Here is a 2,851-nt window from a genome sequence, read left to right as displayed (position 1 = left end):
TTCGACGAGCAGGTGAGGCTGTTCGCGCAGCGCCGGACGATCATCGCCAGCATCGGCTCGGCGCTCCACACCGCCCTGTTCGCTCCGCCGGGCCGGTCGATGGTCGTCCTCACTCCGAATCCGGCCATCAACGCGACCTACCTGTTGATCGACGCCCTCAAGAGCAACCGGTCGCGCTACTTTCATCCGCAGGGCATGACCAGCGTCCAGGCCGGCTCGCGGCAGCTCCTCTATTTGGCCGATCCGAAGCGCACGGCCGAGGAGCTGCTGGTGCGGGTCGCGCATCCCGAGGTGTCGGACGCGTGGGACGAGCTCGACACGAGCCCGACCTGGCATACCTCGCCGTCGATCCCGCCGCTGCCGTCTCAGTTGCGGCGCAGGCGGCTGCTCAGGATGCGCGCGCCGTGACGGCCCGCCGCGTTCGCTCGCACGACTGATTCGCCCTGAACGTGGCGAGACAAGGGGGCTGCAGATGTCTCTGTATGAGATGTTCATCAACACCGATCCACAAGGCGGAAAGTGACCAGCGCCTAGCATTACAGTTGCGTTTTTGGCGGGGTTCTGACTCTTTGCGCCGCCATGCTTCGCGCATCATGGACGTCGGAGACTTCGGTCGAGGCGACGCTGGAGTTGCGGGCCTCGTCGCTCCGGGAGGTGAAGGGGCGCATGCGGCCTCTGTTCACCCAGCGCCGGGTCGCCGCCTCGGCCGGAGCGTTCTTGGACGGACTGCTCGGTGCAGAGCGGCGCAAGACGGGTTGGATGCGGGCGGAAGCCGCGGGCGATCCCGGGCCCTGGCGCCAGCAGGCGGTGCTTGGGCGCGGACGTTGGGACGCCGACGCTCTGCGCGACGTGGTGCGTGACTATGCTCTGGAGACGCTGGCCGACCCGGACGCGGTTCTGGTTCTCGACGAGACCGGCTTTCTGAAGCAGGGCAAGGCGTCGTGCGGCGTGCATCGCCAGTACACCGGCTCGGCCGGCAAGACCACGAACTGCCAGATCGGCGTGTTCGCGGCCTACGTCTCACAGCACGGTCATGCCTTCATCGATCGGGCCTTGTACCTGCCCCAGACCTGGACCTCGGATCCAGCCCGGCTGGCCGCCGCCCACGTGCCGAAGGGGACGACCTTCGCGACCAAGCCGGGATTGGCTCTGGCGATGATTGAGCAGGCGATGGCTGCCGGCGTGCCGTTTTCGTGGGTAGCGGCCGACACCGTCTACGGGGTTGGCGACATCGAGATGGCCCTGCGGCGGGCGGGCAAGGGTTACGTGCTCGGGGTGAAGAGCGATCACGCGTTCAACTCCTGGGCCGGCAAGCCGCTGGTTGAGCAAGAGCCGGTTTGGTGGACACCGAGAGCGCTTTCGCGTGAGGTGTTTTAGCCATGCCGAGAACCCGTCCCCCGTCCCCGGCGGAGTTCCGCCGCCAGATGGTCGAGCTGGTCTGCGCCGGGCGCGATCCGACCGACCTCGCCCGTGAGTTCGAGCCGTCGGCCCAAGCCATCCGCAATTGGGTGGCCGAGGCCGATCGCCAGGAAGGCCGCCGCGAGGCCAAGCCCTCTGGCGCTGAGGCTGCTCTCTCCGCGACGGAGCGCGAGGAGTGGCTTCGGCTACGGCGCGAGAACCGGCAGTTGAGGCTGGAGCGCGACATTTGTTACCCAGCCTGAAAAGGCCAAACTCGAGCTGATTTGGTGTTAAAAAATTGAGATGCCTCAACAGCCCGATACGTCAGCATCTTGGGCCGTTGGTATGACAGCGGCCTTTTTGAGATCGAGGTGGTCTGTGTCGACCTGCGGCTTGAGCGAGTGACAAGGTGGGCTGCTGTTGGTCCAGTGAGCGGCGAGCCCACCACGGCCGATCTCATTGCAGCGGCAGCGACGGCCACACTACAAGCGTAAATCTTGTCGCAACATGCTATAGATGCGCAAAGAGTGTCAAAGCGCCCGCTTAGTTAAGGTCTTCTCCCATATTAAGCCAACAAGAAGAAGCAATCCTCCAGACATCAGCACATACAGCGGCGATGCGTCTTCACCATAACCTGGGTAATAGGCCGAACGGAACCACATGATTGCGTTGGTCATCGGATTCCACAGGAAGGCTTGGTACAGCTCCTGCGGCATTCCGTCCGGAACAAAGAACACGCCACTTAGACCGTACAAAATAATAATGACTAGCGCGTATCCAATGTTGTATGGCGGAAAGAAAACCACGATATTTGCATTCATAAAACCTATTCCTAGAGCAACCAAGAATGCACCGCAGAGCGCAGATATAGCTGTCGCAGGACGCTCTGGAATCGGATCAACGCCAATCGCAACCAGAATCAACATCGTAATGGCGACACTAGCAGCAAGATTTAACACTTCGGCGATGGCGCGTGACAAGCATATGTCGAAAAACTTGACATCAGGGAAAGAGAGCAGTGGCCGATTCATTATAACGCCTTCCATCATCTTACGACTCAAATAGATGAAGACGATCATTGGCGCCATGCCAGTGAAAATAAATAGAACCAAGCTTTCTCCAATTGGAGCCGGCATGCTCCGCACCGACATCATCGCCACGAGGACCATGACGTGGGCAGTCGGCCAGAGCACAACGACGGCATTGCCCCAGATCGTGCGGCCGAAGCGCGTACGGATATCACGCAGCATCAAGGCGCCGAGCACCTGTAGCTGAATGTCCAAGAGAGACGGCTTGCTGTGGTTCATCCGGCTGGCTCCAGCGACGGGGCGCTAAAAAATGGGGCGGATCTGCGGCGTGAGTTCCCGAGATCGGACATGAACGACATTTGTGACCGGCGCAGGGCCGTCTCAGAAGCGCGAAGGCGGAGGCGGGGTCGTGTCCCCAGGCATGG

At 61.7% G+C, this 2,851-nt stretch carries 2 protein-coding genes and 2 pseudogenes; 3 read left to right on the top strand and 1 reads right to left on the bottom strand.

Going from position 1 to position 2,851, the window contains the following annotated elements:
* From MFF61_RS33805 to MFF61_RS33795, 3 genes and pseudogenes are all read left to right on the top strand, one after another.
* Window positions 1-408, top strand: a pseudogene (locus tag MFF61_RS33805) (hypothetical protein); the annotation flags it as partial.
* Window positions 409-579: 171 nt separating this feature from the next.
* A pseudogene (locus tag MFF61_RS33800) lies at window positions 580-1,317 on the top strand (IS701 family transposase); the annotation flags it as partial.
* A 107-nt stretch (window positions 1,318-1,424) separates the two neighbouring features.
* Window positions 1,425-1,661: a hypothetical protein gene (locus MFF61_RS33795; protein WP_238242242.1), complete on the top strand. Its 237-nt coding sequence runs from the start codon at window positions 1,425-1,427 to the stop codon at window positions 1,659-1,661.
* 267 nt (window positions 1,662-1,928) lie between these two features.
* Here MFF61_RS33795 and MFF61_RS33790 read toward each other — a convergent pair whose 3' ends face one another.
* Window positions 1,929-2,705, bottom strand: coding sequence for an ABC transporter permease (locus tag MFF61_RS33790; protein WP_238242240.1), 777 nt, complete (start codon window positions 2,703-2,705; stop codon window positions 1,929-1,931).
* Window positions 2,706-2,851: the final 146 nt, after the last annotated feature.

The sequence above is a fragment of the Methylobacterium isbiliense genome (assembly GCF_022179325.1).
Lineage (GTDB): Bacteria > Pseudomonadota > Alphaproteobacteria > Rhizobiales > Beijerinckiaceae > Methylobacterium > Methylobacterium isbiliense.
Note: the sequence above shows the minus strand (reverse complement) of the source record. Positions and strands in the feature narration are given on the sequence as shown.

Coding starts and splice junctions, on each gene's coding strand:
- MFF61_RS33795 (WP_238242242.1), top strand. CDS start 1,425: ATGGTCGAGCTGGTCTGCGCCGGGCGCGATCCGACCGACCTCGCCCGT.
- MFF61_RS33790 (WP_238242240.1), bottom strand. CDS start 2,705: ATGAACCACAGCAAGCCGTCTCTCTTGGACATTCAGCTACAGGTGCTC.